The following is a 5,970-nucleotide window of genomic DNA, read 5'->3' on the forward strand; positions in this document are numbered from 1 at the left end:
GGTGCCGCATCGGGCGCGGGTTGCGGCGCCGGCAGGATCTCCATGCTGGGCGGACGCGCTTCGATCACCGACTCGGGCAGCGGTTCCGCCTCGGCCCCGGTCTGCGCGTCTTGCGGCGCGGCGGGTTCCTCCTGCACTTGCGCCTGCACTTCCGCCTGTGCGGGCGGCGCCGACACCGCCGCGCCGGCCTGCGCCATGGATGACAGCATCAGCAGCAACACTTCCAGCATGATCTCCCCTCTCCTGTCTCGCCCGCTTGCCGGGGGGTTTTCGGGCCGGGAAACCGCCCTATACTGCCGGCAGAATTACAATAACCGCGGCGGAACACGCGCCGGTGAGGTCGAGTATGGCAGAAACCCGGGCACAGCGCCAAGCGTTCAACATCCTCGTTGTCGGCCAGTCCGGTCGGCTGCAATACGAATGCCTGCTGTTCGCCGCCTCGCTGCGGCTGTGCAGCCCGGATTTTGCCGGCCGACTGTTCGTGGCGGTGCCCCGCCCCGGCCCGCTGTGGCAAGGCGATCCCGGCATCCGGGATGCCGGGGTGCTGGCGGCGCTGGCCGAGCTGGGGGCCGAGATCCTGCCCTTTGACAGCCACGCCTTTGGCGGGACCTATCCGCATGGCAACAAGATCGAGGCACTGCTGGCGTTGCCCGAGGGCGAGCCCTTCGTGTTTTTCGACAGCGACACACTGATCACCGGCGATCTGGCCCGCGTGCCGTTCGATTTCGAGCGTCCCGCCGCCTCGCTGCGGCGCGAAGGCACCTGGCCCGAACCGACGCTGTACGGGCCCGGCTATGGGGCGATCTGGAAATCGCTATACGACCGCTTCGGGCTGGAATTCGAAACCAGCCTCGACCCCAACCAGCCCGATGAATACTGGGAGCGGTATCTCTATTTCAATGCCGGCTGGTTCTATGCCGCCTGCCCGCGCCGTTTCGGGCAGACCTTCCTGGACTACGCGGTTTCGATCCGCGACGATCCCCCGGTCGAGCTGGTGTCGCAAAGCCTGGACCCCTGGCTGGACCAGGTCGCCCTGCCGCTGGCGATCCATGCCTTTGGCGGTGGCCGCGACGCGCTGCCCACGGGGTATTTGGATGGCGATGTCTCGTGCCATTACCGGCTGTTCCCGCTGCTCTATGCGCGGGAAAGCGACCGCGTGGTCGAAGTGCTGGAACAGGCCGCGGCACCGAACCGGATCAAGAAGGTGCTGAAAGGGTATGAGCCGATCAAGCGGATGGTGTTCCAGGGCCGCGGCCGCAAGGTGCGGGCGCTGTTCGACCAGGACAACCTGCCGCGCAAGGAACAGGCGATCCGCAACCGGATCAAGGCCAACGGGTTCTGGATGCGTTAGCCGCCGCTGCGCCGGGGGTGGCGCAGGAGGACGACAGGTAAAACCGGCCCCCAGTGGTCTGCGAAACAACAGGCACCCAAGCCGTGCGGCGGCTTCGCCGCTGTTCTCGCGCTAAGTACGAAGTTCCTTCGTCTCGACACCCCGTCCTATCCCCGCCCCCAAACGCAAAGACCGCCCCGAAGGGCGGCCTTTCCCGTAAGGATCGCGTGGGTGGCCTCGGATCAGGCCTTTTCCAGCAGCGTATAGGTCGAGATCAGCTCGCCCGTGACCTGGCCGCGCAGGATCTTGCCGGAGTCGTCACGTTTGCTGCGCGCGCCGGCGGCGCGTTTGATCAGCCGGCCCATTTGCTGGTTGATCGGCGCCTGCGCCCGCGCCAGCTGGCGCTCGTTGGCGGTCTTGGCGTCCACGGCGGTTTCGTAGCTGTCCAGGAACTCTTTATCGGACGAGGCTTTTTTCACCACGTTCAGGATGAAATGCTCGTCGAACCCGCCGGCCTCTTCCAGTTCGCGGGCGGCCTGCACCGCACGGTCCAGCACCGCGCGCTTGGCGGCGATGCGGCGGGCCAGCGGCAGATCGCTCGGCGCGGTGTCGAGCACGTAATTCTCGACCAGCTTCTGGATGAAGGGGGCCAGGTCCATGCCGGCGGCCTTGGCCTCGCCATTGATATATTTGCGCACCTCGGTCTCCATCACGAAGGTGACGGTATTGGCCTCGGCCATGCGCTTCAGGCGGCCTGCGCGACGGTCGGACGCGGTGCCGTCTTTGCCCTTCGCGGTTTTGCCTGCCTTGTCCGCCTGCGCCTTCTTGGCGCGGCGTTTCTTGCCTTCGGAAACTTCTGTTTCAACAGTTGCTGCCATTTTGTTCTCCATGACTCAACATAGTTTCCAACTATGTGATTTCCGCGCAAGTGTCAACATAGTTGCAAACTATGTTGGAGGTGCCGAGGGCCGTCCGGCAGATTCCCGCTGTTGTCAGTTCCGGGGCAATGCCCTAGGCCTGTGTTCGAACATCCAACTCAGGGAGAGAGTACGACATGAGCGACGGCCCGACCTACGGCTTTGACACGTTGCAGATTCACGCCGGAGCCCGCCCGGATCCGGCCACCGGCGCGCGCCAGACGCCAATCTACCAGACCACCGCCTATGTGTTCCGCGATGCCGATCACGCCGCGGCGCTGTTCAACCTGCAGGAGGTGGGATACATCTATTCCCGCCTGACCAACCCCACCGTCGCGGTGCTGCAGGAGCGTATCGCCACGCTGGAAGGCGGCGCCGGGGCGGTTTGCTGTTCATCGGGCCACGCGGCGCAGATCATGGCGCTGTTCCCGCTGATGGCGCCGGGCAAGAATGTGGTGGTCTCGACCCGGCTGTATGGCGGCACCATCACCCAGATGAGCCAGACCATCAAACGCTTCGGCTGGTCGGCGACCTTTGTCGACACCGACGACCTGGACGCGGTCAAGGCGGCGATCAATGACGGTACCCGCGCGGTGTTCTGTGAATCCATCGCCAATCCGGGCGGCTATATCTCGGATATCCCGGCGCTGGCGAAAATCGCCGACGAGGCGGGCCTGCCGCTGATCGTCGACAACACCTCGGCCACCCCGTACCTGTGCCGCCCGATCGAACTGGGCGCGACGCTGGTGGTACATTCCACCACCAAGTACCTCACCGGCAACGGCACCGTCACCGGTGGTGCAATTGTCGATTCGGGGCGTTTCGACTGGTCGGCCTCGGACAAGTTCCCGTCGCTCAGCGCGCCGGAACCGGCCTATCACGGGCTGAAATTCCACGAGACCTTCGGGCCGCTGGCCTTCACCTTCCACGGCATCGCCGTCGGCCTGCGCGATCTGGGCATGACGATGAACCCGCAGGCGGCGCATTACACCCTGCTGGGCATCGAAACCCTGAGCCTGCGGATGCAGCGCCACGTGGAAAATGCCGAGAAGCTGGCGAAATGGCTGGAACAGGACGACCGCATCGAGCAGGTGACCTATGCCGGACTGGCCTCGTCCCCTTACGCCGAGCGGGCCAAGACGATCTGCCCGAAAGGCGCCGGGGCGCTGTTCACCTGCGCCTTGAAGGGCGGCTATGACGCCTGCGTCAAATTCGTCAACGCGCTGGAGATCTTCAGCCATGTCGCCAATCTGGGCGACACCCGGTCGCTGGTGATCCACTCGGCTTCGACCACGCACCGCCAGCTCAGCCCGGAACAGCAGGAGGCCGCCGGCGCAAGTCCGAACGTGGTGCGGCTGTCGATCGGGATCGAGGATGCGGACGATCTGATCGCCGATCTGGACCAGGCGCTGGCGCAGGCGCACGGGTAATCAAGACGGGGCCGCACAAGCGGCCCCGTTCCTAACGGAACCGGGCATAGGGCTCACGTCCTGTAGATACGACGCCCTACCCGCGCCTACTCCCCGGCAATTCCGAATACCATCGATACCGAGGCGCTGACCGTGACCTCGCCCGCCGCGACCGGCACGCCGCTGCCCATCCGGGCCGAGGCCATCTCCATCATCACCGGCCCGCCGCCGCCATGGTCGGAAATCGACTGGACCGGGCCCAGCGTCACGCCGGCGGCCTCGGCCAGCAACGCCGCCTTCTCCATCGCGTCCTCTACCGCCTTGCGGCGCGCCTCATCTTCCAGCGGTTTCGGCTCCTGCATGGAAAACTGCAGCCCGTCAAAGGTGTTGGCGCCGTCCTCCAGCACCGCCTGCAGCACCTCGCCCAGCGTGTCCAGCGCGCGCACGCGTACCGCGATGGTGTTGGAAGCGACAAAACCGGTGATCTCGGGCGCGGCCTCGCCGCTGCTGTATTGCCCCGACCACAGCGGGTTCAGGATCAGGTTGGCGGTCTGCACGTCGCGCGGCTCCAGCCCCAGCGCATCCAGCCGCTCCAGCACCCGGCTCACCGCACCCGAAGTCGCGTCCATCGCCGCCTGCGCCACCTCGGCCTGGTGGGTCACGCCGAGCCGGATTGTGGCCATGTCGGGCGCGGCGGCGACCTCGCCGGTGCCGGTCACGGTGATCTGGCGCGGCGCGGCGTCCTGCGCCAGAACAGGGGAAGCAAACGCAACCATCAGCAGAGTTGCGCCAAGAATTGTCCGTCTCATGCAAAGCTATCCTTTAGACTTTGTCTTAACATGGTGCGTTTGCTATAGCCGGCGCAAGCGGGGAGGCCCCGTGGATCTTTCCCTCGGCAGATACCTGCTTTAGGCTGTCTGCCATGGCATGGAAGGGCCCGCGGTCTTCCGGCGCGGCACAGGCGGAAACCAATGAACGGACCGGTCGCAAAATGAAACCGGATTTTGCGCTTTCCCTCACTTTCGAAGGGATCACCCTGCTGCACCGCGCGGCGGGTGGCTGGCGCCGTGTTGGCTCCGTGTCGCCAAATTCCGCCGATCTGCGCGAGGAACTGGCAGCGCTGCGGGCCAAGGGGCTGTTGCTGCACCCCGAAGGCGTGACCACCAAGGTCATCCTGCCCAATGACCAGATCCGTTATATGAGCGTGGAAACCGGCGATGCCGAGGGCGAGGCGCTGCTGGACATCGTGCGGCCGGAACTGGAACAGGCCACGCCCTATGGGCTGGACGAACTGGCCTTTGACATCTCGCCGGACGGGGCAACCACCCATCTGGCCGCCGTCGCGCTGGACACCCTGGAAGAGGCCGAATCCTTCGCCGCCGAACACGGGTTCGGCCCGGTCAGCTTCGTCGCGGTGCCGGGCGAGGAACCGTTCCTGGGCGAGCCGTTTTTCGGCCCGGCGCAAGACGCGGCGGCATATCTGGACGGCGCCGAGGTCGAACCGGACGGCATCGCCGTCGTGGTGATCGGCGAGGCCGAGATCCCGGAACCGCCACAGGTGGAAACGCCCGAACCGGCGCCCGAGCCCCAACCGGAAGCTGAACCAGAACCCGAGTCGCCACCGGACCCGACAGAGTCGGCTGACACCAACGCGCCTTCCGGCGCCTTTGTCAGCCGCCGCGGCAAGATGGCGGAATCGGCCCCGCCGTCGCCTGACGGTGACGACGCGTCGGAGGCGGAAGCGGCTCCGCGCAACGACCCGCCCGCAGACACCGCCGAAGAGGCCCCGGAACCGACGCAGGCCGGCAACCTGTCGGTGACCGCCCCGGTGCTGGACGTGCCCGATCTGCCGCAGGACATGTGGCCGGATGAGCGCCCGGACGAGGCGGCGCCACCCGCCGCCTTCGGCGCCTTCCTCAGCCGGCGCAAGAAAACCGCAAAACCGGCGAAGCCCGCCCGCTCGGCGAAACCGGCCAAGGCCGTCACCATCACCCTGCCCGACCGCCAGGTGCCGCGCGACGAGGCCGCGCGCATGACCGTGTTCGGCGCCCGCAATCGCGGCGAGGCCGGGGGTACGCCACGGCGGTTGGGGGTGATCCTGACCGCCGGTCTGCTGGTCCTCTTCGCCGCCATCGCCGCCTGGGCCAGCCTGATGCTGGACGATGGCGTGACCGGCTTGTTCCGCGCGGACGAGGCCGAGACCACGGTTGCCAGCGTGCCCGATATGCAGCCCCCGGCGCTGCAAGACAGCCGCCCGGAAACCCCCGCCGCCCCGACCGGGTCGGTCACCGCATTGGCGCAGCGGCCGGGCGCG

General features: G+C 66.7%; 4 protein-coding genes and 2 pseudogenes. 3 read left to right on the top strand and 3 right to left on the bottom strand.

The window, feature by feature from the left end:
* A pseudogene (locus CVM52_RS22785) lies at positions 1–230 on the bottom strand (hypothetical protein); the annotation flags it as partial.
* 116 nt (positions 231–346) lie between these two features.
* Here CVM52_RS22785 and CVM52_RS22790 point away from each other — a divergent pair.
* A complete protein-coding gene (locus tag CVM52_RS22790) occupies positions 347–1,351 on the top strand; it encodes a GT-B fold glycosyltransferase domain-containing protein (RefSeq protein WP_100164658.1) in 1,005 nt (334 codons plus the stop codon).
* Between the two features lie 221 nt (positions 1,352–1,572).
* Here the strand turns inward: CVM52_RS22790 and CVM52_RS22795 are convergent, their stop codons facing one another.
* On the bottom strand, positions 1,573–2,208 hold the full coding sequence (locus CVM52_RS22795; RefSeq protein ID WP_133119947.1) for a hypothetical protein: 636 nt from the start codon (positions 2,206–2,208) through the stop codon (positions 1,573–1,575).
* Between the two features lie 176 nt (positions 2,209–2,384).
* Here CVM52_RS22795 and CVM52_RS22800 point away from each other — a divergent pair, with 176 nt between their 5' ends.
* On the top strand, positions 2,385–3,677 hold the full coding sequence (locus CVM52_RS22800; protein ID WP_100164660.1) for an O-acetylhomoserine aminocarboxypropyltransferase/cysteine synthase family protein: 1,293 nt from the start codon (positions 2,385–2,387) through the stop codon (positions 3,675–3,677).
* 86 nt (positions 3,678–3,763) lie between these two features.
* Here the strand turns inward: CVM52_RS22800 and CVM52_RS22805 are convergent, their stop codons facing one another.
* Complete coding sequence (locus CVM52_RS22805) at positions 3,764–4,465, bottom strand: SIMPL domain-containing protein (RefSeq protein ID WP_100164661.1); 702 nt, start codon at positions 4,463–4,465, stop codon at positions 3,764–3,766.
* A 182-nt stretch (positions 4,466–4,647) separates the two neighbouring features.
* Here CVM52_RS22805 and CVM52_RS22810 point away from each other — a divergent pair.
* Positions 4,648–5,970 (top strand): annotated as a pseudogene (locus CVM52_RS22810) (hypothetical protein); the annotation flags it as partial.

This window comes from Pseudooceanicola lipolyticus (genome assembly GCF_002786325.1).
Lineage (GTDB): Bacteria > Pseudomonadota > Alphaproteobacteria > Rhodobacterales > Rhodobacteraceae > Pseudooceanicola_C > Pseudooceanicola_C lipolyticus.

Coding starts and splice junctions, on each gene's coding strand:
- CVM52_RS22790 (WP_100164658.1), top strand. CDS start 347: ATGGCAGAAACCCGGGCACAGCGCCAAGCGTTCAACATCCTCGTTGTC.
- CVM52_RS22795 (WP_133119947.1), bottom strand. CDS start 2,208: ATGGCAGCAACTGTTGAAACAGAAGTTTCCGAAGGCAAGAAACGCCGC.
- CVM52_RS22800 (WP_100164660.1), top strand. CDS start 2,385: ATGAGCGACGGCCCGACCTACGGCTTTGACACGTTGCAGATTCACGCC.
- CVM52_RS22805 (WP_100164661.1), bottom strand. CDS start 4,465: ATGAGACGGACAATTCTTGGCGCAACTCTGCTGATGGTTGCGTTTGCT.